A 24501-nucleotide genomic window follows, 5' to 3' on the forward strand; every position below is an offset into this window, starting at 1 on the left:
GTTGTTGACCACCGCGCTCGGGGTGTTGGTGACCTCGCTGATCTCGAACCCATAGGTTCCGGCCACCCCGGCGGCACGTTTCTGCTCAACGGCTGAAAGCCGTCGGGTCAGCTCTCCTCGTGGGAGACGGCGCGGCGCGCGTCCGCGTCCAGGACGCCCCAGCTGATCAACTGCTCGGTCAGGACCGAGGGCGACTGGTCGTAGATGACGGCGAGGGTGCGCAGGTCGTCCTGGCGGATCGACAGCACCTTGCCGTTGTAGTCGCCGCGCTGGGACTGGATCGTCGCGGCGTAGCGCTGCAGGGGCCCCGCCTTCTCGGCCGGCACATGGGCCAGCCGCTCAAGGTCGAGGACGAGCTTCGGCGGCGGCTCGGCGGCCCCGCCCGGCGTGGTGCCCGGCAGCAGCTCCTGCACCGGAACCCCGTAGAAATCCGCCAGCTCGGCGAGGCGCTGTACGGTCACGGCACGATCGCCGCGCTCGTACGAACCGACCACGACCGCCTTCCAGCGTCCCTGGGACTTCTCCTCGACACCGTGGAGGGAAAGGCCCTGCTGGGTGCGGATCGCCCGGAGCTTGGCCCCGAGCTGTTTGGCGTATTCGCTGGACATATAGCTCCCGGACACAGTGTCGACGTGCGGACGAGCCGCGCGGCTGGTGACTCACTGTGAGGTTACGCAGCGTTACTCTTCCCCGTCAAGCCGAACGGTCCGGCCCGGGTCTTCCACGGTGGGCGACATGCGGTTACGGCAGACGGGTGACGTATGGCGCCAGTGGGGTGAACAGGGATGTTGCGCGGACTGGTACCGTGGTTGGCGCAATTCCGACGTCCTTTAATGATCCGTCCTGTGAGGCGGAGAAGGAGGTCCGTTTCCTATGGACTCTGAGCAGGACAAGCAGCAGTACGAGGCCGACGCACGGCCCGTTCTGGAAGCCCCCGACATCGCGCGGGTGCTGACCCGCATCGCCCACGAGATCGTCGAACGCGCCAAGGGCGCCGACGACGTGGTGCTCCTCGGCATCCCGACCCGGGGCGTCTTCCTCGCCCAGCGGCTCGCCGCCAAGCTCGCGGAGATCACCGACCGCAAGATCCCGGTCGGCTCCCTCGACATCACCATGTACCGCGACGACCTGCGCATGCACCCGCCGCGCGCGCTGGCCCGCACCGACATCCCCGGCGACGGCCTCGACGGCAGACTGGTCGTCCTCGTCGACGACGTGCTCTTCTCCGGCCGCACCATCCGCGCCGCCCTCGACGCCCTGAACGACATCGGGCGCCCGCGCGCGGTGCAGCTCGCGGTCCTCGTCGACCGAGGCCACCGCGAACTGCCCATCCGCGCCGACTACGTCGGCAAGAACCTCCCCACGTCGTTGCGGGAGACGGTCAAGGTCCAGCTCGCCGAGGAGGACGGTCGGGACACCGTGCTGCTCGGTGTGAAGCGGACCGCCCAGCAGTAGCACGCGCGCGTGCGGCCCCGCGCCGTACGCACCTTCGCGATGCCCCTGCCTGCCCGGAATCTCCTGAACTTCCTTACGGAGCCTGAAAGATGCAGCGTCATCTCATCTCGGCCGCCGACCTCACCCGCGACGACGCCGTCCTGATCCTCGACACCGCCGAGGAGATGGCCCGGGTCGCCGACCGGCCGATCAAGAAACTGCCGACCCTGCGCGGCCGTACCGTCGTCAACCTCTTCTTCGAGGACTCGACGCGGACCCGGATCTCCTTCGAGGCCGCCGAGAAGCGCCTCTCCGCGGACGTCATCAACTTCACCGCCAAGGGGTCGAGCGTCTCCAAGGGAGAGTCCCTGAAGGACACCGCCCAGACCCTCGAAGCCATGGGCGTCGACGCGGTCGTCATCCGGCACGGCGCCTCCGGGGCCCCGTACCGGCTCGCCACCTCCGGCTGGATCGACGCGGTCGTCATCAACGCCGGTGACGGCACCCACCAGCACCCCACGCAGGCCCTGCTCGACGCCTTCACCATGCGCCGCCGGCTCGTCGGCCGGGACGCGGGCATCGGCCAGGACCTCGCCGGCAAGCGGATCACCCTGGTCGGCGACATCCTGCACAGCCGTGTCGCCCGCTCCAACGTCGACCTGCTGCACACCCTCGGCGCCGAGGTCACCCTGGTCGCCCCGCCGACCCTGGTGCCGGTCGGCGTCGAGAACTGGCCCTGCGAGGTCTCGTACGACCTGGACAGCACCCTTCCGAAGTCCGACGCGGTGATGCTGCTGCGCGTGCAGCGCGAGCGTATGAACGCCGCGTTCTTCCCGACCGAGCGCGAGTACTCGCGGCGCTACGGCCTAGACGGCGACCGCATGGCCAAGATGCCCGAGCACGCCATCGTGATGCACCCCGGGCCGATGGTCCGCGGTATGGAGATCACCGCCGAGGTCGCCGACTCCGAGCGCTGCACGGCGATCGAGCAGGTCGCCAATGGTGTCTCCATCCGGATGGCCGTGCTCTATCTGCTGCTCGGCGGCAACGAACCCGCCGTCACCCACACCCGTACCGAGGAGAAGTAAGACACATGGGCAAGATCCTTATTCGTGGTGCGCGGGTGCTCGGCGGCGAGCCGCAGGACGTGCTGATCGACGGCGAGACCATCGCCGCGGTCGGTGCCGGGCTGTCCGAGGAGGGCGCCGAGGTCGTCGAGGCCGAGGGCAAGGTGCTGCTGCCGGGGCTCGTCGACCTGCACACGCATCTGCGGGAGCCGGGGCGCGAGGACTCCGAGACCGTGCTGACCGGGACCCGGGCGGCGGCGAGCGGCGGTTTCACGGCCGTGTTCGCCATGGCCAACACCTTCCCGGTCGCCGACACCGCCGGTGTGGTCGAGCAGGTCTACCGGCTCGGGCAGGAGCACGGCTACTGCGACGTCCAGCCCATCGGGGCCGTCACCGTCGGCCTGGAGGGCAAGAAGCTCGCCGAACTGGGCGCCATGCACGAGTCGGCCGCCGGTGTCACCGTCTTCTCCGACGACGGCAAGTGCGTCGACGACGCCGTGATCATGCGCCGGGCGCTGGAGTACGTGAAGGCCTTCGGCGGGGTCGTCGCCCAGCACGCGCAGGAGCCGCGGCTGACCGAGGGCGCCCAGATGAACGAGGGTGTCGTCTCGGCCGAGCTGGGGCTCGGGGGCTGGCCCGCCGTCGCCGAGGAGTCGATCATCGCCCGGGACGTCCTGCTCGCCGAGCACGTCGGCTCCCGCGTCCACATCTGCCACCTCTCGACCGCCGGGTCCGTCGAGATCGTCCGCTGGGCCAAGTCCCGCGGCATTGACGTCACCGCCGAGGTCACCCCGCACCACCTCCTCCTCACCGACGAGCTGGCCCGGACGTACAACCCGGTCTACAAGGTCAACCCGCCGCTGCGCACCGAGCGCGATGTGCTGGCCCTGCGCGAGGCGCTCGCCGACGGCACGATCGACATCGTCGCCACCGACCACGCCCCGCACCCGCACGAGGACAAGGACTGCGAGTGGGCCGCCGCCGCCATGGGCATGGTCGGTCTGGAGACCGCGTTGTCAGTGGTCCAGGAGACGATGGTGGACACCGGACTGCTGGACTGGGCGACCGTCGCCGACCGTATGTCCTTCGCCCCCGCGCGCATCGGGCGGGCGACGGGCCACGGCCGCCCCGTCTCGGCAGGTGAGCCCGCCAACCTCACGCTCGTCGACACGGCATACCGTGGGTCCGTGGACCCCGCGGGCTTCGCCTCCCGCAGCCGCAACACCCCGTACGAGGGCCGTGAGCTGCCGGGCCGTGTCACGCACACGTGGCTCCGGGGCAAGGCCACGCTCGTCGACGGGAAGCTCGCGTGACATCACTGCCGGATTTGACCTACATCGCCGCCGAACAGAAGTCGGCCGAGGTGACCGACTGGGCCGCCCGCGTGGGCTGGCTGGTCGGGCTCGCGCTCTTCGTCGCGCTCATCTACTGGCTGATGCGCGAGGGCTGGAAGTGGCGCGGCACGCTCCAGGGCGACCTGCCCGAGCTGCCCGCCGCGCCCGATGAGCCCGGCGAGGCGAGACTGACGATGAGCGGGCGCTACCACGGCTCCACCACCGCGGGGCAGTGGCTGGACCGCATCGTGGCGCACGGCCTCGGCAGCCGCAGCCGGGTCGAGCTGACGCTGACGGACGCGGGACTGGACGTCGTACGCCCCGGGGCGGCCGACTTCTTCGTCCCCCTGGAGGCCCTGCGCGAGGCCCGGCTCGACAAGGGCATCGCGGGCAAGGTCCTCACCGAGGGCGGCCTGCTGGTCGTCACCTGGGCGCACGGCCAACGGCTGATCGACTCCGGGTTCCGCTCCGACACCGCGGCCGAGCACAACGAATGGGTCCGCACCCTGAACCAGATGATCAACAAGACGGAAACGGAAGGCGCACGATGACGACCTCCATCAAGGGAGCCGCCTCACAGAGGCACAAGGCGGCTCCCGCCGTACTCGTCCTGGAGGACGGCCGGATCTTCCGCGGCCGTGCCTACGGGGCCGTGGGGGTGACCTTCGGAGAGGCCGTCTTCTCGACCGGTATGACCGGCTACCAGGAGACCCTCACCGACCCGTCGTACCACCGTCAGGTGGTCGTGATGACCGCTCCGCACATCGGCAACACCGGCGTCAACGACGAGGACCCCGAGTCGCAGCGCATCTGGGTCGCGGGCTATGTCGTACGGGACCCCGCGCGCGTGCCCTCCAACTGGCGCTCCCGGCGCTCCCTGGACGACGAGCTCCGGGCGCAGGGCGTCGTCGGCATCTCCGGCATCGACACGCGCGCGTTGACGCGTCATCTGCGCGAGCGCGGTGCCATGCGCGTCGGCATCTTCTCCGGCAACGCGCTGCCCGACGAGGGCACCATGCTCGCCGAGGTGCGCCAGGCCCCCGAGATGACGGGTGCCGACCTCTCCGCCGAAGTCGCCACCAAGGAGGCGTACGTCGTCCCCGCGATCGGCACCAAGAAGTACACCGTCGCCGCCGTCGACCTCGGCATCAAGGGCATGACCCCGCACCGGATGGCCGAGCGCGGCATCGAGGTGCACGTGCTGCCCGCCACGGCGACCGTGGAGGACGTGTACGCCGTCAATCCCGACGGAGTCTTCTTCTCCAACGGACCCGGTGACCCCGCGACCGCCGACCACCCTGTCTCCGTCATGCAAGCCGTCCTGGAGCGCGGTACGCCGCTCTTCGGCATCTGCTTCGGCAACCAGATCCTGGGACGGGCGCTCGGCTTCGGCACGTACAAGCTGAAGTACGGCCACCGGGGCATCAACCAGCCCGTGCAGGACCGTACGACCGGCAAGGTCGAGGTCACCGCACACAACCACGGCTTCGCCGTGGACGCGCCGCTCGACAAGGTCTCCGAGACGCCGTTCGGGCGCGCCGAGGTCTCGCACGTCTGTCTGAACGACCAGGTCGTGGAAGGGCTCCAACTGCTCGACCGGCCCGCGTTCAGTGTCCAGTACCACCCCGAAGCGGCAGCGGGTCCGCATGACGCCGCCTACCTGTTCGACCGCTTCACGTCCTTGATGGACACAGTCCTGATGGAGGGCCAGCGTGCCTAAGCGCACCGATATCCAGTCCGTCCTGGTCATCGGCTCCGGCCCGATCGTCATCGGGCAGGCCGCCGAGTTCGACTACTCCGGCACCCAGGCGTGCCGCATCCTGCGCGCCGAGGGGCTCAGGGTCATCCTGGTCAACTCCAACCCGGCGACGATCATGACCGACCCGGAGATCGCCGACGCCACCTACGTCGAGCCGATCACCCCGGAGTTCGTCGAGAAGATCATCGCCAAGGAGCGCCCGGACGCCCTCCTGCCCACCCTGGGCGGCCAGACGGCCCTGAACACCGCGATCTCCATGCACGAGCAGGGTGTGCTGGAGAAGTACGGCGTCGAGCTGATCGGCGCCAACGTCGAGGCGATCAACAAGGGCGAGGACCGCGACCTCTTCAAGGGCGTCGTCGAGGCCGTCCGCGCGAAGATCGGGCACGGCGAGTCCGCCCGCTCGGTCATCTGCCACACCATGGACGACGTCATCGCGGGCGTCGAGACGCTCGGCGGCTACCCCGTCGTCGTCCGGCCCTCCTTCACCATGGGCGGCGCCGGCTCCGGCTTCGCGCACGACGAGGAGGAGCTGCGCCGCATCGCCGGCCAGGGCCTGACCCTGTCTCCCACCACCGAGGTGCTCCTGGAGGAGTCCATCCTCGGCTGGAAGGAGTACGAGCTGGAGCTGATGCGCGACAAGAACGACAACGTCGTCGTCGTCTGTTCCATCGAGAACTTCGACCCCATGGGCGTGCACACCGGTGACTCGATCACCGTGGCGCCCTCGATGACGCTGACCGACCGCGAGTACCAGCGCCTGCGCGACATCGGCATCGCGATCATCCGCGAGGTCGGCGTCGACACCGGTGGCTGCAACATCCAGTTCGCGGTCAACCCGGACGACGGCCGCATCATCGTCATCGAGATGAACCCGCGTGTGTCGCGTTCCTCGGCCCTCGCGTCGAAGGCGACCGGCTTCCCGATCGCCAAGATCGCCGCCAAGCTGGCCGTCGGCTACACCCTCGACGAGATCCCGAACGACATCACGGAGAAGACCCCGGCCTCCTTCGAACCGACGCTCGACTACGTCGTCGTGAAGGCCCCGCGGTTCGCCTTCGAGAAGTTCCCGAGCGCCGACTCCACGCTGACGACCACCATGAAGTCGGTCGGCGAGGCCATGGCCATCGGCCGCAACTTCACCGAGGCCCTCCAGAAGGCGCTGCGGTCGCTGGAGAAGAAGGGCAGCCAGTTCACCTTCGTCGGCGAGCCCGGCGACAAGGCCGAGCTGCTGGCCGAGGCCGTCCGGCCGACCGACGGGCGCATCAACACCGTCATGCAGGCCATCCGCGCGGGCGCCACGCCCGAGGAGGTCTTCGACGCCACGAAGATCGACCCGTGGTTCGTCGACCAGCTGTTCCTGATCAAGGAGATCGCGGACGAGCTGGCCGAGGCGGAGCGGCTGAACCCCGAACTCCTGGCCGAGGCCAAGCGGCACGGCTTCTCCGACCAGCAGATCGGCGAGATCCGGGGCCTGCGCGAGGACGTCGTGCGCGAGGTGCGGCACGCGCTGGGCGTGCGCCCCGTGTACAAGACGGTCGACACCTGCGCCGCCGAGTTCGCGGCCAAGACGCCGTACTTCTACTCCTCGTACGACGAGGAGACCGAGGTGGCGAGCCGGGAGAAGCCGGCCGTCATCATCCTCGGCTCCGGCCCCAACCGCATCGGCCAGGGCATCGAGTTCGACTACTCCTGCGTCCACGCCTCCTTCGCGCTGAGCGACGCCGGCTACGAGACCGTGATGGTCAACTGCAACCCCGAGACCGTCTCCACGGACTACGACACCTCCGACCGCCTGTACTTCGAGCCGCTGACGCTCGAAGACGTGCTGGAGATCGTCCACGCGGAGTCCCTGGCCGGCCCGATCGCGGGCGTGATCGTCCAGCTCGGCGGCCAGACCCCGCTGGGCCTCGCGCAGGCCCTCAAGGACAACGGCGTACCGGTCGTGGGCACCCCGCCCGAGGCCATCCACGCCGCCGAGGACCGGGGCGCCTTCGGCCGCGTCCTCGCGGAGGCGGGCCTCCCGGCCCCCAAGCACGGCACGGCGACCACTTTCGCCGAGGCCAAGGCCATCGCCGACGAGATCGGCTACCCGGTCCTCGTACGCCCGTCGTACGTCCTCGGCGGACGCGGCATGGAGATCGTGTACGACGAGACCCGGCTGTCGTCCTACATCGCCGAGTCGACCGAGATCAGCCCCTCCCGGCCGGTCCTGGTCGACCGCTTCCTCGACGACGCGATCGAGATCGACGTCGACGCGCTGTACGACGGCGAGGAGCTGTACCTCGGCGGCGTCATGGAGCACATCGAGGAGGCCGGCATCCACTCCGGCGACTCGGCGTGCGCCCTGCCCCCGATCACACTCGGCGGCTTCGACATCAAGCGGCTGCGGGCCTCGACCGAGGCCATCGCGCGCGGGGTGGGCGTCCGCGGTCTGATCAACATCCAGTTCGCGCTGGCCGGCGACATCCTCTACGTCCTGGAGGCCAACCCGCGCGCGTCCCGTACCGTCCCCTTCACCTCGAAGGCGACCGCGGTGCCGCTCGCGAAGGCTGCCGCCCGGATCTCGCTCGGCGCGACCGTCGCCGAACTGCGGGCCGAGGGACTGCTGCCGGCGACCGGTGACGGCGGCGAACTGCCGCTGGACGCGCCGATCTCCGTCAAGGAGGCCGTCATGCCCTGGAACCGCTTCCGGGACACGTCCGGGCGGGGCGTCGACACCGTGCTCGGCCCCGAGATGCGGTCCACCGGCGAGGTCATGGGCATCGACTCCGTCTTCGGCACGGCGTACGCCAAGTCGCAGGCGGGGGCCTACGGCCCGCTGCCGACCAAGGGGCGCGCCTTCATCTCGGTCGCCAACCGGGACAAGCGTTCGATGATCTTCCCGGCGCGTGAACTGGTCGCCCACGGCTTCGAGCTGCTCGCCACCTCCGGCACGGCCGAGGTCCTGAGGCGCAACGGCCTCAACGCGAAGGTCGTCCGCAAGCAGAACGAGGGCACCGGTCCGAACGGTGAGAAGACCATCGTCCAGCTCATCCACGACGGCGAGGTCGACCTCATCGTCAACACCCCGTACGGCACCGGAGGCCGCCTCGACGGCTACGAGATCCGTACGGCGGCCGTGGCGCGCTCGGTGCCGTGCCTGACGACCGTCCAGGCGCTCGCCGCGGCCGTCCAGGGCATCGACGCCCTCAACCACGGTGACGTGGGCGTGCGTTCACTCCAGGAACACGCCGAACATCTGACCGCGGCCCGCGACTAGCAGCCCTGAGGGGGACACCGGAAACGGTGTCCCCCTCTTCATGAGGCCTCCTAGAGAGGCTGTTTCGAGGACATGCCCATGTACAAGCTTTTCTTCCGTCTGGTCTTCACACGGATGGACCCCGAAAAGGCCCATTACCTGGCCTTCCGCTGGATCCGCCTCGCCGTGCGCGTCCCCGTCCTGCGGACCTTCGTCGCCGCCGCCCTCGCGCCCCGGTACGAGGAACTGCGTACCGAGGCCTTCGGGCTGCGGATGCACGGGCCCTTCGGGCTCGCGGCCGGCTTCGACAAGAACGCGGTCGCGATCGACGGGATGTCGATGCTCGGCTTCGACCACGTCGAGATCGGCACCGTCACGGGCGAGCCGCAGCCCGGCAACCCCAAGAAGCGGCTGTTCCGCCTTGTGCTGGACCGCGCGCTCATCAACCGCATGGGGTTCAACAACGAGGGTTCGCTGGCCGTGGCGGCCCGTCTGGAGAGCCGTGAGGCGGTCTTCCGGACCGTCGTCGGCGTCAACATCGGCAAGACCAAGGTCGTCCCCGAGGACGAGGCCGTCGCCGACTACGTGAAGTCGACCGAGCGGCTCGCCGCGTACGCCGACTACCTCGTCGTCAACGTCAGCTCGCCCAACACGCCCGGCCTGCGCAACCTCCAGGCCACCGAGGCGCTGCGCCCGCTGCTCAGCGCCGTCCGCGAGGCCGCCGACCGTACGGTGACCTCGCGCCGTGTCCCGCTGCTGGTGAAGATCGCGCCCGACCTCGCCGACGAGGACGTGGACGCAGTCGCCGACCTCGCCGTCGAGCTGGGCCTGGACGGGATCATCGCCACGAACACCACCATCGCGCGCGAGGGACTCGGCCTGGCCTCCGACCCCACCCTGGTGAAGGAGACCGGCGGCCTCTCCGGCGCACCCCTGAAGGCGCGCTCCCTGGAGGTGCTGCGCCGCCTCTACGCGCGCGTGGGCGACCGGATCACCCTGGTGGGCGTCGGCGGCGTCGAGAACGCCGAGGACGCCTGGCAGCGCATCCTCGCCGGTGCCACCCTCGTACAGGGCTACAGCGCCTTCGTCTACGAGGGCCCCTTCTGGGGCCGGGCCATCCACAAGGGGCTCGCCGCCCGCCTCCGTACGAGCCCGTACGCCACGCTCGCCGACGCGGTCGGCGCCGACGTCAGGAAGAAGACGGCATGACGGTTCTGGAACCCTTCGGCGCCCGGCTGCGGCGCGCCATGGACGAGCGTGGGCCGCTCTGCGTCGGCATCGACCCGCACTCCTCGCTGCTCCTCGACTGGGGGCTGAACGACGACGTCGTCGGCCTGGAGCGGTTCAGCCGTACCGTCGTCGAGGCGCTGGCCGGGCGGGTCGCGGTGCTCAAGCCGCAGAGCGCGTTCTTCGAGCGGTTCGGGTCGCGCGGGGTCGCCGTACTGGAGAAGACGGTCCAGGAGGCGCGGGAGGCCGGTGCCCTGGTCGTGATGGACGCCAAGCGCGGTGACATCGGCTCCACCATGGCCGCGTACGCCGCCGCCTTCCTGGAGAAGGGCGCCCCGCTGTTCTCGGACGCGCTCACCGTCTCGCCGTATCTCGGCTACGGCTCGCTGAAGCCGGCCGTCGATCTGGCACGGGAGAGCGGCGCCGGCCTGTTCGTGCTGGCGCTGACCTCAAACCCCGAGGGCGGCCAGGTGCAGCACGCGGTCCGCGAGGACGGGCTGAACGTCGGCGCGACCATGCTGGCGTACCTCGCCGCGGAGAACGCGGGGGAGCGGCCCATGGGTTCCTTCGGCGCGGTCGTCGGGGCCACGCTCGGTGACCTCTCGTCCTACGACCTCGACATCAACGGACCTCTCCTGGCACCCGGAGTCGGTGCCCAGGGGGCGAGCCCGGCCGACCTTCCCGGGGTGTTCGGGGCTGCCCTGTGCAACGTGGTTCCGAACATCAGCCGAGGTGTTCTGCGTCACGGTCCCGAACTCGTCGCGCTGCGGGACGCGTCGGACCGGTTCGCCGACGAGATCCGGGCCGCAGTGGCCGCGACCTGAGCATTCGCACAGTTCGGCGGAGTCCTCCGATGAGTGGCTCCGGGCCGCCTTGAGACTGAATACTTTCTCAAATCAGGGGCAGTATGCCTGAAATATCCGACCTGCCGAAGGCTGACCAGGACTTTTCCGCTGTTCTCGCTGACTCTGGCGGCCTTGGCCGCTAGTCTCCGACCAGAGCCAACGAGCGAGTGTGTTGTTCGTAGCTCACCAGGTGAGGGGCAACCAGCTTCCTCACCGGTCCGTATCCGACAGTTCGACATCCGAGGTGACGTAGGCGTGGCTCTTCCGCCCCTTACCCCTGAACAGCGCGCAGCCGCGCTCGAAAAGGCCGCCGCGGCTCGCCGGGAGCGGGCCGAGGTCAAGAATCGACTCAAGCACTCCGGCGCCTCCCTTCACGAGGTCATCAAGTCGGGCCAGGAGAACGACGTCATCGGCAAGATGAAGGTCTCCGCCCTGCTCGAATCGCTTCCGGGCGTGGGCAAGGTCCGCGCCAAGCAGATCATGGAGCGACTCGGTATCTCCGAGAGCCGCCGAGTGCGAGGCCTCGGGTCCAACCAGATCGCCTCCCTGGAGCGCGAGTTCGGCAGCACCGGCTCCTGAGTCCTGGCACCCCGGGATTCCTGGAATAATCGCCGCATGGCTGCAACATTCCGGGGGACGACCCCCGAGCCCCCGGACGTACGTCCGCGGCTGACCGTGCTCTCCGGCCCTTCGGGGGTCGGCAAGAGCACGGTCGTCGCCCATATGCGCAAGGCACACCCCGAGGTCTGGCTCTCGGTGTCGGCGACGACCCGCAGGCCACGCCCCGGCGAGAAGCACGGCGTCCACTACTTCTTCGTCACCGACGAGGAGATGGACAAGCTGATCGCCAATGGCGAGCTTCTCGAGTGGGCCGAATTCGCCGGCAACCGTTACGGCACGCCGCGTGCGGCCGTGCTGGAGCGACTGGAGTCCGGCGAGTCGGTCCTCCTGGAGATCGACCTCCAGGGCGCCCGGCAGGTCCGTGAGTCCATGGCTGACGCCCTGCTGGTGTTCCTGGCTCCTCCCTCCTGGGAGGAGCTGGTGCGCCGACTGACCGGGCGGGGCACCGAACCGCCCGAGGTGATCGAACGCCGCCTGGACGCGGCCAAGATCGAACTGGCTGCCGAGCCGGAGTTCGACGAGACCCTGGTCAACACCTCCGTCGAGGATGTAGCGCGCGAGCTGCTAGCCTTGATGGAAGTTGTGTGATCGTTTTCGATCCCATCCCACCTTTCGGAAGGCAGAGCGTGTCCTCTTCCATCTCCACGCCCGAGGGCATCATCAACCCTCCGATCGACGAGCTCCTCGAAGCCACCGACTCGAAGTACAGCCTGGTGATCTACGCGGCCAAGCGTGCCCGCCAGATCAACGCGTACTACTCGCAGCTCGGCGAGGGCCTCCTTGAGTACGTCGGTCCGCTGGTCGACACCCACGTCCACGAGAAGCCGCTCTCGATCGCCCTGCGTGAGATCAACGCGGGTCTGCTGACGTCCGAGGCCGTTGAGGGCCCCGCGCAGTAGTATTTTCAACTTTCGGTTCACTTATCCACAGGCCCGACAGCGCGACTGTCGGGCCTGTGGTGTGTCATAGACGCGTACGCCGGGGAGCCGCGGTGTACGGGTGCCGAGTTGTGCGTCGAGTCGCGTATCGAGTCAGGGGAGGCCCGGTGGGCAAGCCGAAGGTCGTACTGGGGGTCAGCGGGGGTATCGCCGCGTACAAGGCCTGTGAGCTGCTGCGGAGACTGACGGAGTCGGGGCACGACGTCCGGGTCGTGCCCACCGCCTCGGCCCTGCACTTCGTCGGCGCCGCCACCTGGTCCGCGCTCTCCGGCCACCCCGTCTCGACGGAGGTCTGGGACGACGTCCAGGAGGTCCCGCACGTCCGCATCGGCCAGCAGGCCGACCTGGTGATCGTGGCCCCGGCGACGGCCGACATGCTCGCGAAGGCGGCCCACGGCCTCGCCGACGACCTGCTGACCAACACCCTCCTCACCGCCCGGTGTCCCGTCGTCTTCGCCCCCGCCATGCACACGGAGATGTGGGAAAACCCGGCCACCCAGGAGAACGTGGCGACACTGCGCCGCCGTGGCGCCCTCGTCATCGAACCGGCCGTAGGGCGCCTGACCGGCGTCGACACGGGCAAGGGGCGGCTGCCCGAACCGGCCGAGATCTTCGAGGTGTGCCGCCGTGTGCTGGCCCGGGGGGTGACGGAACCCGACCTGGTCGGCCGACACGTCGTCGTCAGCGCCGGCGGCACCCGCGAACCCCTCGACCCCGTCCGCTTCCTCGGCAACCGCTCCTCCGGCAAACAGGGATACGCCCTCGCCCGGACGGCCGCCGCGCGGGGCGCCAGGGTCACCCTGATCGCCGCGAACACCGGCCTGCCGGACCCGGCGGGGGTGGACGTCGTACCCGTGGGGACCGCCGTCCAACTGCGCGAGGCCGTGCTGAAGGCGGTCGGGGACGCCGACGCCGTGGTGATGGCCGCAGCGGTCGCCGACTTCCGCCCGGCGGTCTACGCGGCCGGAAAGATCAAGAAAAAGGACGGTGCGGACCCGGAGCCCGTCGTCCTGGTCCGGAATCCGGACATTCTCGCGGAGATCTCGGCCGACCGCGCCAGAGCCGGCCAGGTGGTCGTCGGCTTCGCGGCCGAGACGGACGACGTCCTCGCCAACGGCCGTACGAAGCTGCGGCGCAAGGGATGCGACCTGCTGGTCGTGAACGAGGTGGGGGAGCGCCGAACCTTCGGTTCCGAGGAGAACGAGGCCGTCGTGCTGGGTGCCGACGGCAGCGAGACCCCGGTGCCGCACGGGCCGAAGGAGGCGTTGGCCGACATAGTGTGGGATCTGGTCGCCGGTCGCCTGAAGTGACTGGTTCAAGTGACTGGCTTCAAGGGACTGGTTCATTCGGGCGGCGCGGATCGCACAGATCCCTCGTGTCCCTCCGTATCCGCCTGTATCCCCTCGACTGCCCCTCCCACCTCGCACTTCGGGACGTGGCGACCCTGGCGTACAGCCCTCATGATTGGGCAGAATGCCCGTGCCGCAGGTCACAGCGCTTCCGAGAGGCGAGACGGAGGGGCCGTTGGCCGAGTGCGACCGATAAACTGTTCTTGGACGGCACCGGGCGCAGCTCCCGAGCCGTCCGCCAATGATCAGCCAGCAGCCGCTGCAACCACAGGGAGCGTTGTGTCCCGTCGCCTTTTCACCTCGGAGTCCGTGACCGAAGGTCACCCCGACAAGATCGCTGACCAGATCAGCGACACCATTCTCGACGCGCTTCTGCGCGAAGACCCCACGTCCCGCGTCGCCGTCGAGACGCTGATCACCACCGGCCTGGTACATGTGGCCGGCGAGGTCACCACCAAGGCCTACGCGCCCATCCCGCAACTGGTGCGCGACAAGATCCTGGAGATCGGTTACGACTCCTCGAAGAAGGGCTTCGACGGCGCCTCCTGCGGTGTGTCGGTGTCGATCGGCTCGCAGTCGCCGGACATCGCGCAGGGCGTGGACACGGCGTACGAGAACCGCGTCGAAGGCGATGAGGACGAGCTCGACAAGCAGGGCGCCGGCGACCAGGGCCTGATGTTCGGCTACGCGACGGACGAGACCCCGGAGTTGATGCCGCTCCCGATCCACCTCGCGCACCGTCTCTCGCGCCGCCTGTCCGAGGTCCGCAAGAACGGGACGATCCCGTACCTGCGCCCCGACGGCAAGACCCAGGTCACCATCGAGTACGACGGCGACAAGGCGGTCCGTCTGGACACCGTCGTCGTCTCCTCGCAGCACGCGAGCGACATCGACCTGGACTCCCTGCTCGCCCCCGACATCCGCGAGTTCGTGGTCGAGGTCGAGCTGAAGGCGCTCCTCGACGACGGCATCAAGCTGGAGACCGAGGGCTACCGCCTGCTGGTCAACCCCACCGGCCGCTTCGAGATCGGCGGCCCGATGGGCGACGCGGGCCTCACCGGCCGCAAGATCATCATCGACACCTACGGCGGCATGGCCCGCCACGGTGGCGGTGCCTTCTCCGGCAAGGACCCGTCCAAGGTCGACCGCTCCGCGGCCTACGCGATGCGCTGGGTCGCGAAGAACGTCGTCGCCGCGGGCCTCGCCTCGCGCTGCGAGGTCCAGGTCGCGTACGCGATCGGCAAGGCCGAGCCGGTCGGCCTGTTCGTGGAGACCTTCGGCACGGCCAAGGTCGACGCCGAGAAGATCGAGGCCGCGATCACGACGGTCTTCGACCTTCGCCCGGCCGCGATCATCCGCGACCTCGACCTGCTCCGCCCGATCTACGCCCAGACGGCGGCGTACGGTCACTTCGGCCGTGAGCTGCCCGACTTCACGTGGGAGCGGACGGACCGGGTGGAGGCGCTGCGGAAGGCCGTGGGCCTGTAGGGCCGGTAACTGCTTGGTTGTTGAGGCCCGGTGTCCCGTAGGGGCGCCGGGCTTCGGCGTGTTTGTCTCCGGGTGCGGGTTCGTGGGGCTCGTACCGGGAGTTCGGGCGCCGCCCGTTGTCAGTGGTGTTTGGTAAAAATGCAAGCGTGAGCAGCGAGAACGGGCAGGGGAGTGGCGGGGCCGACGAGGCCCGGGGTGCCGACGGTGCGCCGCCCGAGCAGCTTGCGTTGATTCGGGAGAGTGTGCGGCAGGCCAAGGCGCCGCGGGCCAAGCCGCGGACCTGGCGGGGGGCCGCTCTGGCCAAGGAGCTGCCCGTCGCGCGGGTGCTGGTCGACAAGGGTGTGCTGCATCTCGACCGGTACTTCGACTATGCCGTGCCCGAGGAGCTGGACGCCGAGGCACAGCCCGGGGTGCGGGTGCGGGTCCGGTTCGGGGCCGGGCGGCATCGGGTGCGGGACGGGCGGCGCGAGGGCGGGGGGCTCATCGACGGGTTTCTCGTCGAGAGGCTTGCCGAGTCCGACTACTCGGGGCCGCTGGCCGCGCTGGCACAGGTCGTGTCCCCCGAGGTGGTGCTGAGTGAGGAATTGCTTTCGCTGGCTCGGGCCGTTGCCGACCGGTACGCCGGGAGCCTCGCCGATGTGCTGCAACTGGCTGTGCCCCCGAGGAACGCCAGGGCCGAGAAGGCGGCCTCTCCGGCGGCTCTGCCCGTGGGCGGGGCGCCGGATGCCGGGTCCTGGGGGCGGTACGAGCGAGGGGGTGCGTTTCTTGAGGCGCTCGCCTCCGGGGGTGCGCCGCGTGCGGTGTGGAACGCGCTGCCCGGGCCGGAGTGGAGCGGGGAGTTGGCGCGGGCCGTCGGCGCGACCCTCGCATCCGGGCGCGGGGCGCTCGTCGTCCTGCCGGACGGGCGGGCCGTCGCGCGGGTCGACGCTGCGCTGACCGCCCTGCTGGGGGAGGGGCGGCACGCCGTGCTCACCGCCGACGCCGGGCCGGAGAAGCGGTACCGGGAGTGGCTCGCCGTGCGGCGGGGGGCCGTACGGGCCGTGGTCGGGACCCGGGCGGCCATGTTCGCGCCCGTCCGGGATCTGGGGCTCGTCGCGCTCTGGGACGACGGGGACGACAGCCACAGCGAGCCGCACGCCCCGCAGCCGCATGCGCGCGAGGTGCTGTTGCTGCGGGCCGCGCAGGACAAGTGCGCCTTTCTGCTCGGGAGTTGGAGCTGCACGGTGGAGGCCGCGCAGCTTGTCGAGAGCGGCTGGGCCCGGCCGCTGGTCGCCGGGCGGGAGCAGGTGCGGGGGGCCGCTCCGCTCGTACGGACCGTGGGGGACGGGGATCTCGCCCGGGACGAGGCCGCCCGGGCCGCACGGCTGCCGAGCCTCGCCTGGCAGGTGGTGCGGGACGGGCTGAAGCACGGGCCGGTGCTGGTACAGGTGCCACGGCGGGGATACGTACCGCGGCTGGCCTGCGCCCGCTGCCGGGAACCCGCTCGGTGCCGGCACTGTGCCGGGCCGTTGGAGGCGCGGGACGCCGGGGCGCCGTGGTGTGTGTGGTGCGGGCGGGAGGAGACCGGCTGGCACTGTCCGGAGTGCGGCGGGTTCCGGCTGCGGGCGCAGATCGTGGGCGCCCGGCGGACCGCCGAGGAACTGGGGCGGGCGTTTCCGGCCGTGCCGGTGCGGACGTCGGGGCGTGAACATGTGCTGGACACGGTGCCGGGGGCGCCCGCGCTGGTCGTCAGCACACCCGGCGCCGAGCCCGTCGCCGAGGGCGGGTATGCGGCGGCTCTGCTGCTGGACGGCTGGGCGATGCTCGGGCGGCCCGATCTGCGCGCCGGGGAGGACGCGTTGCGGCGGTGGATGGCCGCCGCGGCGCTCGTACGGGGGCAGGGGCTGCGGGGGGAGGGGGCGCCGGGGGGCACGGTCGTCGTGGTCGCCGAGCCCACCCTGCGGCCGGTGCAGGCGCTGGTGCGGTGGGATCCCGTGGGGCATGCGGTGCGGGAGCTGGCGGAGCGTGCCGAGTTGGGGTTTCCGCCGGTGTCCCGGATGGCGTCCGTTTCCGGGACTGCGGAGGCTGTCGCCGGCTTCCTTGGCGCGGCCGAACTGCCGGGCGACGCCGAGGTGCTGGGGCCGGTGCCGCTGCCTGTGACTGCGGTGGGGCGGCCACGACGGGCGGGGGCGCCGCCCCCCGGGGAGCAGTGGGAGCGGGCGCTGGTCCGGGTCCCGCCGGGTAGCGGGGCTGCCCTGGCAGCTGCCCTGAAGGCGGCACAGGCTGCACGGATGGCTCGGGCGGGGCGGGGTGGGGAGGAGAGTGTGTGGGTGCGGATTGATCCGCCTGATATTGGGTGAGGGGTGGGTCCTTCGGCTGCGGGCCGGTGGGGCTTGTCGCGCAGTTCCCCGCGCCCCTAAAAGATCTGCGGTCCCGGTGTCTTCAAGGAAATGCGGCTCCCCGCGGCCCTGAAAGACCTGCGGTCCCGGGGTCTTCAAGGGCGTGCGGTTCGTCGTGCCCCTGAAAGGCCCGCGGTCCCGGGGTCTCGAAGGGCGTGCAGTTCGCCGCGTCCCTGAAAAGCTTGCGGTTGCTCGGCGTCATATGAGGTGTGGGTCGGATCAGGGCGTCGTGGCGCTCGCATGCCTCTGCCCTCCCGGGTGCGGTCGGGAGGGCAGAGGTGTGGGGTGGGGTGGTGGTTCGGGTCAGCCGTTTCGGGGGCCCGGGAAGGCCGTCGGGCGTACCTCGTCGCGCAGGGTTGGGCTGCCTGCCGTCGGCTGGGTCGGCATCGAGCGGGCCGCGGGGACCGTCGGGACCGTGGGGAGGGCGGTGCCTACGCCGGTGACCGTGGCTACGCCTACCGCGCGGGTGCCTGAGGTCTCCGTGGCGCGCTCGGCGTCGGCCGCTGCCTGGGCGGCGGCGCGGCGGGCGCCGTAACGGCGGTGGACGGCCTGCTTGGTGACCCCGAGCGCGGAGCCCACCGCGTCCCACGAGAAACCGAGTGAGCGGTCGAAGTCCACGGCGGCCGTGACCAGGGTTTCGACGCTGTCCCGCAGTTCCTGGGCGAGGCGGACGGTCGGGGCGGGGGCGCGTCCGTAGACGACGAAGCCCGTGGAGGGGCCGGAGCGGCGCGGGCGGTAGACATTGCCCAACTGGGCGGTGAGGGTGCGCAGTGCGTCCACCTGCCGGCGGACCCGCTCGATGTCCCGCACCAGCAAGTGCAGGCTGGCCCGAGCCTGGGCGTCGTGGGTTGCGTGGTCGGCCATGAACAAGCCTCTCGAACCGGCGTTGAAAAGGATCGGGCCGTCCGAAGCGCGGCCCCTGTGGTCAACTCTTTCTTGACCAACGCGATTTTGCGTGAGTGGTCACGCTGCGGGGGCGTAGGGGCATATGCGTACGCCCCCTGGGGAGTGCGGTCATAGACTGGTGCGCTGCCGCAGAAACCCGTCCGAGAGGCCCACGCCCACCCATGAAGCTTGTCTTCGCTGGTACCCCCGAGGTCGCCGTTCCCGCTCTGGATGCCCTGATCGGGTCGGAACGGCATGAAGTGGTCGCCGTCGTCACCCGGCCCGACGCTCCTGCCGGACGGGGGCGGAGGCTGGTCGCCAGTCCCGTGGCCCAGCGGGCCGAGGAGGCCGGGATCGAGGTGCTGAAGCCCGCCAGGCCCAGGGACGAGGCGTTCCTCGCGAGGCTCCGGGAGATCGAGCCCGACTGCTGTCCCGTCGTCGCCTACGGAGCCCTGCTGCCCCGCGTCGCCCTCGACATCCCCGCCCACGGCTGGGTCAACCTGCACTTCTCGCTGCTGCCCGCCTGGCGTGGCGCCGCGCCCGTGCAGCACTCGATCATGGCCGGGGACGAGATCACCGGTGCCTCCACCTTCCTCATCGAGGAGGGCCTCGACTCCGGGCCCGTCTACGGCACGGTGACCGAGACGATCCGGCCCACCGACACCAGCGGCGACCTGCTGACCCGGCTCGCCTTCGCCGGCTCCGGGCTGCTGGCCGCGACCATGGACGGCATCGAGGACGGCACCCTGAAGGCCGTACCGCAGCCCGCCGACGGCATCACCCTCGCGCCGAAGATCACCGTCGAGGACGCCCATGTCGACTGGTCCGTGCCCGCCCTCCGGGCCGACCGGATCGTGCGCGGATGCACTCCCGCGCCCGGCGCCTGGACGGTGTTCCGGGGCGAGCGGCTCAAGCTCATCCACGTCACGCCCGTCCCCGAGCGCACCGATCTCGCGCCCGGCGTGCTCTCCGTCGGCAAGAACAACGTGTACGTCGGTACCGGGTCGTACGCCGTCGAGCTGCTGTGGGTGCAGGCCCAGGGGAAGAAGCCGATGCGCGCCGCCGACTGGGCACGCGGCGTGCGGATCGCCGACGGCGAGGTGCTCGGCGGCGCCTGAGCCGGCCCCCGCGGCCCGTTCCCACGCATCGCGTGCGAGATCCGGGCCCATCCCGCACGACGTACGCTGGAAACCGCACCCTTTTCCCATATCCGGAGCACCTTTTTCGTGAGCGAGCAGCCCCGTCGGCCTCAGAAGTCCGGCAAGCCCGGCAAGCCCTACCGTCGGCCCCAGAAGGACCCCGTCCGCATCCTCGCCTTCGAGGCGCTCAGGGCCGTGGACGAGCGGGACGCGTACGCCAACCTGGTGCTGCCGCCGCTGTTGCGGGCGGCCCGGGCGAAGGGGGACTTCGACGGGCGGGACGCGGCTCTCGCGACCGAGCTGGTGTACGGGACGCTGCGTCGGCAGGGGACCTACGACGCCGTCATCAGTGAGTGCGTCGACCGGCCCCTGCGTGAGGTTGATCCGCCGGTGCTCGACGTACTGAGCCTCGGGGTGCATCAGCTGCTCGGGACGCGGATTCCCACGCACGCCGCCGTGTCCGCCTCCGTCGAACTGGCCCGGGTCGTGCTCGGCGACGGGCGGGCCAAGTTCGTGAACGCCGTGCTGCGCAAGGTCGCCCAGCACGATCTCGACAGCTGGATCGAGCGGGTCGCGCCGCCCTACGACGAGGATCCCGAGGATCACCTGGCCGTCGTGCACTCGCACCCCCGGTGGGTCGTCTCCGCCCTGTGGGACTCCCTGGGCGGTGGCCGCGCCGGGATCGAGGAGCTGCTCGCCGCCGACAACGAGCGGCCCGAGGTCACCCTCGTCGCCCGGCCCGGACGGTCCACTACCGAGGAGCTGCTCCGCGAGGAGGCCGCGGTGCCGGGGACCTGGTCGCCGTACGCCGTGCGGCTCGCCGAAGGCGGGGAACCCGGGGCCATCGACGCCGTACGGGACGGGCGTGCGGGCGTGCAGGACGAGGGCAGTCAGCTTGTCGCACTTGCCTTGGCCAACGCTCCGCTCGACGGGCCCGACAAGGCCTGGCTCGACGGGTGTGCGGGGCCCGGCGGCAAGGCCGCGCTGCTCGCCGCCCTCGCCGCCGAGCGGGGCGCGCTGCTGCTCGCCTCCGAGAAGCAGCCGCACCGGGCCGGGCTGGTCGCGAAGGCGCTGGCCGGCAATCCCGGGCCGTACCAGGTCGTTGTTGGCGACGGGACCCGGCCGCCGTGGCGGGCCGGCAGTTTCGACCGGGTGCTGATGGACGTGCCGTGCACGGGACTCGGGGCGCTGCGCAGGCGGCCCGAGGCGCGCTGGCGGCGACGGCCCGAGGACCTGGAGGGCTTCGCGCCGCTGCAGCGCGCGCTGCTCACCACCGCGCTGGAGTCGGTCCGCGTCGGCGGGGTCGTCGGCTACGCCACCTGCTCGCCGCACCTCGCCGAGACCCGGGCCGTCGTCGACGACGTGCTCAAGCAGCACCCGCACGCCGAACTCCTCGACGCCCGGCCCCTGTTGGAGGGCGTGACCGACCTCGGCGACGGACCCGACGTACAGCTGTGGCCGCATCTGCACGGGACCGACGCCATGTATCTGGCGCTCATCCGCCGGACCGGGTGACCCGGCAGGGCGGGGTTACCGGGGGAGCCGGTCGCGGTAGGCGAGTGGTGATTCGCCGTAGTGGCGTTTGAAGGCGCGGGACAGATAGAGCGGGTCGTTGACGCCGATCCGGGCGGCGATCTCGCCGACGGTCAGCTCGGTGAAACGCAGGAGGCGCGCGGCCTCCAGCATCACCCGCTCGGTGATCAGTACCCGCGGCGGGCTGCCCGTGGCGCGTGACAGCGTGCGCCACAGGGCTCCGGGAGTGACCCCCAACTCGTCGGCGTAGTGGCCGACTTCGTGATGCCGGGTGAAGTCGCGCTCGAGTACTTTCCGGAAGCGCCGGTGGAACACGACGTCGGACTCGTCCTGCCCGTGTTCGTGCGGCCGGTGGTGCTCGTGCCAGCGCTCGACCCACAGGAGCAGGGACAACAGCAGATGGCGGTGCACGTCGGCGCTGCGGATGTCCGTCGGCCGTCGGGTCTCCTCGGCGAGTGCGTGGATCACGGAGCCGACGCGTGCCACGTCCTCCGTGGGTACCTCGATGGCCGGGACGGCGCTCCCTGTGAACAGCCACTTGAGGTTCGCGGAGGAGGCCGGGCCGTCGTGCAGCAGCTCGTCGCCGAAGCAGACGATCGCGCCGGACAGGTTCTGCCCCTGCTCGAAGTGGTGGACCTGGCCGCGCTCGACGAGCATCACCGTGTTCGGGCCGACGACCGAGCGCTCGCCGTCCAGGAGGTGATGGCCGGTGCCGCTCTCCGTCCAGATCAGCTCGTGGAACGCGTGCCGGTGCGGGCTGGGGACGGGACACGCCGTGCAGACGAAGCTGGCGTTCTCGAACAGCGTCACGTGGAGCGTCGGGTGGGTCACCGGCATGTGGTCGACCGGCAGTTGGCGGCCGTGACGGCTGGAACGGATGGAACGGCTGTGCGAAGGCGTGGAGGGTATGGAGGGCGCGGAGGAGGGTACGGCGGACTGCGGCTCGGCGGTCAAGACGGGGTGCTCCTGCGATCGGCCGTCGGCCGCGGCGGCCGACGGTACGACCACGGTACGGCGCCACGCGTCGGTGCCGACGAGGCTCACTCCGCGAAGACGTACTGTTCGACGACCAGACCCCTGTCCCGCCTGGCGAAGGTGACCGTCCGCCCGCCGAGGGCGGTGCCGTGGACGACACAGCTCCAGCCCGGATACACGCCGGCGGCGCGGCGGAGACCCTCGTCGTCGGGGTTGGTGAGAGTGAGCGAGGGGCGCGCGGCCGGCCGGGGTGTCTCCTCGGCGGACAGCTCCCGCATGAAGAGGATCTCGCGGACGATCTGGCCGCCCCGCCACTGGGCGACGGTGGCCATACGGACCCCCATGGCGGGAATGCCGCCGATGGTGGCAGTCCAGTCGCCCCGCGCCACATTGGGCCGGTGGGTGACGACGAGGGCGTCGGGGGCCTCCACCTGGAACTGGTGCATGGCCTCGATGTGCGGCTCGACGCCCTCGGTGCGTACCCCGCCCCACTCCACGACGACATCGGCGGCGTGGTAGTGCCGCTGCATGTCCATGTCCTTGTTGTTCCAGGCGACGAAGTCCGCGATGTGGAAGTCCTTCGTGTTCGCCAACTCCAGCTGGAACCTGCTCCGGCGACTCGACGACCTGGGTGACGCGGCGACCGCCGGAGTGGCGAGTGCGGGGACGGCGAGTGCGGGAACGCCGACCGCCGCGGCGCCGATGAGTCCCCTGCGGGTGATGTGTGCCATGGCTTTCTCCTGGGTGTCGCATGTGTGTCGAAGGACGAGGAACCGCCCCTCGGTCCTCGTCTGGGCCCCAGCTTCAGCCGGTCGGGTGCAGTCCGCCATGGACGAGGACCGCCGATGCATGGACGTTTCCTCCTCCTGCTCGATCACTTGAAGCGTCAAGTCGGATCACTTGACGCTTCAAGTAATTGGTTCTACGTTTCAGCTCATGACCGGCACGACCGACGAACGAATGCCCGCGATCTATGTGTCGCACGGCGCCCCGCTGCTGGCGGACGACCCCGTCTGGCCCGCCCAGCTGGCCGCGTGGTCGGACGAGCTGCCGAAGCCGAAGGCCGTTCTGATGATCTCGGCGCACTGGGAGGACGCGCCGCTCGCGATCGGCGCCACCGTCACGGTCCCGTTGATCTACGACTTCTACGGCTTCCCCGAGCAGTACTACCAGGTCACCTATCCCTCGCCCGGCGCCCCGGAACTGGCGGAGAGGGTGCGCAAGTTGCTGCGCACCACGGGCGCGCCGACGCAGGACTTTCCCGATCGCGGACTCGACCACGGGGCGTATGTGCCGCTGAGGGAGATGTACCCCGACGCCGACGTCCCGGTCCTGCAGATCTCCCTGCCCACTCTCGACCCGCGCCGGCTGCTGGACATGGGCCGCAGGCTCGCCCCGCTGCGCGACGAGGGCGTGCTCATCATGGGCAGCGGATTCTTCACCCACAATCTGCGTGCCATGAGCATGGAGAACCGGGTCCACTCGGCGATGGCCGAGTTCGACGACTGGGGCCGCGAGGTCCTGGGCGCCCACGACATCGACGGCTTGCTGGACTTCGAGCGCAAGGCACCGTCGAGCCGGCTCGCCCACCCGCGCAGCGACCATCTGGCGCCTCTGTTCGTCACCCTCGGAGCCGGACTCGACGAACTGGAGACCCAGCGCAGCGTCATCGAGGGCTTCTGGCTCGGCATGGCGAAACGATCCGTCCAGATCGGCTGATCGCTTCTCGGGCCTCGGGTCTCGGGCCTCGCCCCCCAGCTCTCAGTCCCCAGCCCTCAGCCCTGGTCGGGGCAGGTGTCCTCGGGGCCGATGGCGTTGTTGATACGGCGGCCGATCTCCCGCAGCTGCCGCTGCTGGGCCTTGGTCAGCGGTTCGAAGACCAGGCGGCGCACCTCGGCGACATGACCGGGGGCGGCCTCGACGACCTTCTGTCGGCCCTTGTCGGTGAGGATCGCGCGGGTGTAGCGGCCGTCGTCGGGATCCGGGACGCGGTAGACCCACTCCCGCTGCTCCAGCCGCTTGACCACATGGGACAGACGGGAGAGCGACCCGTCCGCGAAGAGAGCCAGTTCGCTCATCCGCAGGTTGTCCTCCGGCGCCATGGAGAGCCCGGCCAGCACCTGGTACTCGAAGTGACTGATCCCCGCGTCCTGCTGGAGCTGCGTGTCCAACGCCGTCGGGAGCCGCACCAGGGCACGGGCGAGGGCCATCCACGCCTCGCTTTCCTCCGTGTTCAGCCAGCGGGGCTCGTCGTCACTCATCCACGCACCATAACTTGAGACATCAAG

Annotated in this window: 22 protein-coding genes; 17 read left to right on the plus strand and 5 right to left on the minus strand. The window is 70.4% G+C overall.

What is annotated here, in order from left to right:
* Nucleotides 1–107 precede the first annotated feature (107 nt).
* Nucleotides 108–608, minus strand: a complete 501-nt coding sequence (bldD, locus tag ACWDR4_RS42390; RefSeq protein WP_003956405.1) for a transcriptional regulator BldD — start codon at nt 606–608, stop codon at nt 108–110.
* A 265-nt stretch (nt 609–873) separates the two neighbouring features.
* Here bldD and pyrR point away from each other — a divergent pair, with 265 nt between their 5' ends.
* The 14 genes from pyrR (at nt 874) to ACWDR4_RS42460 (ending at nt 17642) form a co-directional block, all read left to right on the plus strand.
* On the plus strand, nt 874–1455 hold the full coding sequence (gene pyrR, locus ACWDR4_RS42395) for a bifunctional pyr operon transcriptional regulator/uracil phosphoribosyltransferase PyrR (protein WP_389359249.1): 582 nt from the start codon (nt 874–876) through the stop codon (nt 1453–1455).
* An 89-nt stretch (nt 1456–1544) separates the two neighbouring features.
* Nucleotides 1545–2522 carry an aspartate carbamoyltransferase catalytic subunit gene (locus ACWDR4_RS42400; protein WP_450416553.1) on the plus strand — a complete coding sequence of 326 codons (978 nt, stop codon included), beginning with the start codon at nt 1545–1547 and terminating at the stop codon, nt 2520–2522.
* A gap of 5 nt (nt 2523–2527) precedes the next feature.
* Nucleotides 2528–3814, plus strand: a complete 1287-nt coding sequence (locus ACWDR4_RS42405; protein WP_450416554.1) for a dihydroorotase — start codon at nt 2528–2530, stop codon at nt 3812–3814.
* Nucleotides 3811–4386 carry a PH-like domain-containing protein gene (locus tag ACWDR4_RS42410; protein ID WP_450416556.1) on the plus strand — a complete coding sequence of 192 codons (576 nt, stop codon included), beginning with the start codon at nt 3811–3813 and terminating at the stop codon, nt 4384–4386. Before ACWDR4_RS42405 ends, ACWDR4_RS42410 begins: the two co-directional genes overlap by 4 nt.
* A complete protein-coding gene (gene carA / locus ACWDR4_RS42415; RefSeq protein WP_450416558.1) occupies nt 4383–5555 on the plus strand; it encodes a glutamine-hydrolyzing carbamoyl-phosphate synthase small subunit in 1173 nt (390 codons plus the stop codon). Before ACWDR4_RS42410 ends, carA begins: the two co-directional genes overlap by 4 nt.
* Entirely contained in the window at nt 5548–8856 is a 3309-nt protein-coding gene (gene carB / locus ACWDR4_RS42420; RefSeq protein ID WP_450416560.1) for a carbamoyl-phosphate synthase large subunit, read from the plus strand. Before carA ends, carB begins: the two co-directional genes overlap by 8 nt.
* A gap of 78 nt (nt 8857–8934) precedes the next feature.
* Nucleotides 8935–10044, plus strand: coding sequence for a quinone-dependent dihydroorotate dehydrogenase (locus ACWDR4_RS42425; protein WP_450416562.1), 1110 nt, complete (start codon nt 8935–8937; stop codon nt 10042–10044).
* Nucleotides 10041–10886 carry an orotidine-5'-phosphate decarboxylase gene (gene pyrF / locus ACWDR4_RS42430; protein WP_450416563.1) on the plus strand — a complete coding sequence of 282 codons (846 nt, stop codon included), beginning with the start codon at nt 10041–10043 and terminating at the stop codon, nt 10884–10886. The genes ACWDR4_RS42425 and pyrF overlap by 4 nt, the downstream gene beginning before the upstream one ends.
* A gap of 276 nt (nt 10887–11162) precedes the next feature.
* Nucleotides 11163–11486: an integration host factor gene (locus ACWDR4_RS42435; RefSeq protein ID WP_386139248.1), complete on the plus strand. Its 324-nt coding sequence runs from the start codon at nt 11163–11165 to the stop codon at nt 11484–11486.
* A gap of 36 nt (nt 11487–11522) precedes the next feature.
* Nucleotides 11523–12116: a guanylate kinase gene (gmk, locus tag ACWDR4_RS42440; protein ID WP_450416565.1), complete on the plus strand. Its 594-nt coding sequence runs from the start codon at nt 11523–11525 to the stop codon at nt 12114–12116.
* 38 nt (nt 12117–12154) lie between these two features.
* Nucleotides 12155–12427 carry a DNA-directed RNA polymerase subunit omega gene (rpoZ, locus tag ACWDR4_RS42445; RefSeq protein ID WP_006382157.1) on the plus strand — a complete coding sequence of 91 codons (273 nt, stop codon included), beginning with the start codon at nt 12155–12157 and terminating at the stop codon, nt 12425–12427.
* A gap of 146 nt (nt 12428–12573) precedes the next feature.
* Complete coding sequence (gene coaBC, locus ACWDR4_RS42450) at nt 12574–13776, plus strand: bifunctional phosphopantothenoylcysteine decarboxylase/phosphopantothenate--cysteine ligase CoaBC (protein ID WP_450416567.1); 1203 nt, start codon at nt 12574–12576, stop codon at nt 13774–13776.
* 318 nt (nt 13777–14094) lie between these two features.
* Nucleotides 14095–15303: a methionine adenosyltransferase gene (gene metK, locus ACWDR4_RS42455; protein WP_389359268.1), complete on the plus strand. Its 1209-nt coding sequence runs from the start codon at nt 14095–14097 to the stop codon at nt 15301–15303.
* Between the two features lie 146 nt (nt 15304–15449).
* Nucleotides 15450–17642, plus strand: a complete 2193-nt coding sequence (locus ACWDR4_RS42460) for a primosomal protein N' (protein WP_450416568.1) — start codon at nt 15450–15452, stop codon at nt 17640–17642.
* Nucleotides 17643–17984: 342 nt separating this feature from the next.
* On the opposite strand, the gene ACWDR4_RS42465 is transcribed toward ACWDR4_RS42460, so the two are convergent.
* Nucleotides 17985–18545: a hypothetical protein gene (locus ACWDR4_RS42465; protein WP_450416569.1), complete on the minus strand. Its 561-nt coding sequence runs from the start codon at nt 18543–18545 to the stop codon at nt 17985–17987.
* Between the two features lie 203 nt (nt 18546–18748).
* On the opposite strand from ACWDR4_RS42465, the gene fmt reads away from it, so the two are divergent.
* Nucleotides 18749–19684 (plus strand): methionyl-tRNA formyltransferase, encoded by a 936-nt coding sequence (gene fmt, locus ACWDR4_RS42470; RefSeq protein ID WP_450416570.1) that lies wholly within the window; start codon nt 18749–18751, stop codon nt 19682–19684.
* Between the two features lie 108 nt (nt 19685–19792).
* Nucleotides 19793–21220 (plus strand): RsmB/NOP family class I SAM-dependent RNA methyltransferase, encoded by a 1428-nt coding sequence (locus tag ACWDR4_RS42475; RefSeq protein WP_450416571.1) that lies wholly within the window; start codon nt 19793–19795, stop codon nt 21218–21220.
* 15 nt (nt 21221–21235) lie between these two features.
* On the opposite strand, the gene ACWDR4_RS42480 is transcribed toward ACWDR4_RS42475, so the two are convergent.
* Both ACWDR4_RS42480 and ACWDR4_RS42485 read right to left on the minus strand, forming a co-directional pair.
* Nucleotides 21236–22282 (minus strand): AraC family transcriptional regulator, encoded by a 1047-nt coding sequence (locus ACWDR4_RS42480; protein WP_450416573.1) that lies wholly within the window; start codon nt 22280–22282, stop codon nt 21236–21238.
* The gene (locus ACWDR4_RS42485; protein WP_450416574.1) at nt 22279–22944 is read right to left on the minus strand and encodes a hypothetical protein; all 666 of its coding nucleotides are present in this window, start codon (nt 22942–22944) and stop codon (nt 22279–22281) included. The genes ACWDR4_RS42480 and ACWDR4_RS42485 overlap by 4 nt, the downstream gene beginning before the upstream one ends.
* A gap of 205 nt (nt 22945–23149) precedes the next feature.
* Here ACWDR4_RS42485 and ACWDR4_RS42490 point away from each other — a divergent pair, with 205 nt between their 5' ends.
* Entirely contained in the window at nt 23150–23932 is a 783-nt protein-coding gene (locus ACWDR4_RS42490; RefSeq protein ID WP_450416576.1) for a dioxygenase family protein, read from the plus strand.
* Nucleotides 23933–23988: 56 nt separating this feature from the next.
* On the opposite strand, the gene ACWDR4_RS42495 is transcribed toward ACWDR4_RS42490, so the two are convergent.
* Entirely contained in the window at nt 23989–24474 is a 486-nt protein-coding gene (locus tag ACWDR4_RS42495) for a MarR family winged helix-turn-helix transcriptional regulator (protein ID WP_450416578.1), read from the minus strand.
* Between the last annotated feature and the right edge of the window lie 27 nt (nt 24475–24501).

The organism is Streptomyces sp. NPDC000878 (genome assembly GCF_053599695.1).

Coding starts and splice junctions, on each gene's coding strand:
- bldD (WP_003956405.1), bottom strand. CDS start 608: ATGTCCAGCGAATACGCCAAACAGCTCGGGGCCAAGCTCCGGGCGATC.
- pyrR (WP_389359249.1), top strand. CDS start 874: ATGGACTCTGAGCAGGACAAGCAGCAGTACGAGGCCGACGCACGGCCC.
- ACWDR4_RS42400 (WP_450416553.1), top strand. CDS start 1,545: ATGCAGCGTCATCTCATCTCGGCCGCCGACCTCACCCGCGACGACGCC.
- ACWDR4_RS42405 (WP_450416554.1), top strand. CDS start 2,528: ATGGGCAAGATCCTTATTCGTGGTGCGCGGGTGCTCGGCGGCGAGCCG.
- carA (WP_450416558.1), top strand. CDS start 4,383: ATGACGACCTCCATCAAGGGAGCCGCCTCACAGAGGCACAAGGCGGCT.
- ACWDR4_RS42425 (WP_450416562.1), top strand. CDS start 8,935: ATGTACAAGCTTTTCTTCCGTCTGGTCTTCACACGGATGGACCCCGAA.
- pyrF (WP_450416563.1), top strand. CDS start 10,041: ATGACGGTTCTGGAACCCTTCGGCGCCCGGCTGCGGCGCGCCATGGAC.
- gmk (WP_450416565.1), top strand. CDS start 11,523: ATGGCTGCAACATTCCGGGGGACGACCCCCGAGCCCCCGGACGTACGT.
- ACWDR4_RS42465 (WP_450416569.1), bottom strand. CDS start 18,545: ATGGCCGACCACGCAACCCACGACGCCCAGGCTCGGGCCAGCCTGCAC.
- fmt (WP_450416570.1), top strand. CDS start 18,749: ATGAAGCTTGTCTTCGCTGGTACCCCCGAGGTCGCCGTTCCCGCTCTG.
- ACWDR4_RS42485 (WP_450416574.1), bottom strand. CDS start 22,944: ATGGCACACATCACCCGCAGGGGACTCATCGGCGCCGCGGCGGTCGGC.
- ACWDR4_RS42490 (WP_450416576.1), top strand. CDS start 23,150: ATGACCGGCACGACCGACGAACGAATGCCCGCGATCTATGTGTCGCAC.
- ACWDR4_RS42495 (WP_450416578.1), bottom strand. CDS start 24,474: ATGAGTGACGACGAGCCCCGCTGGCTGAACACGGAGGAAAGCGAGGCG.